The organism is Acetobacter sp. UBA5411, assembly GCF_002409645.1.
In the GTDB taxonomy this organism is placed as follows: Bacteria; Pseudomonadota; Alphaproteobacteria; order Acetobacterales; family Acetobacteraceae; genus Acetobacter.
Genome location: NZ_DHNR01000014.1, coordinates 1 through 239 on the forward strand (window position 1 = coordinate 1; position 239 = coordinate 239).

The 239-nt window shown below is 58.6% G+C and carries 1 protein-coding gene; it reads right to left on the reverse strand.

Translation table 11 applies throughout. The annotated features are described in order from the left end of the window. Positions 1-239, reverse strand: a 239-nt coding sequence (locus tag B3759_RS04020) for a transposase (protein ID WP_291363845.1), incomplete at both ends; no start/stop codon positions are given.

A 239-nucleotide genomic window follows, 5' to 3' on the forward strand; every position in this document is an offset into this window, starting at 1 on the left:
CTGATCCGCGCCCCTTTTTTACGCGCTCCCGCACTGTGCTGGTGCGCCCGGACAATCGTGCTGTCGATCATCATGTAATCGTTGTCACGATCGGTGGCCAGATGCCGGAAAATCCGTTCGATGACACCGCTTTCACACCAGCGGCGCAGACGCCGGTGGACGTTCTTCCAGTCTCCAAAACGGATCGGCAGATCACGCCAGGGAATGCCCGCACGATAACGATACAGCACGGCTTCGAT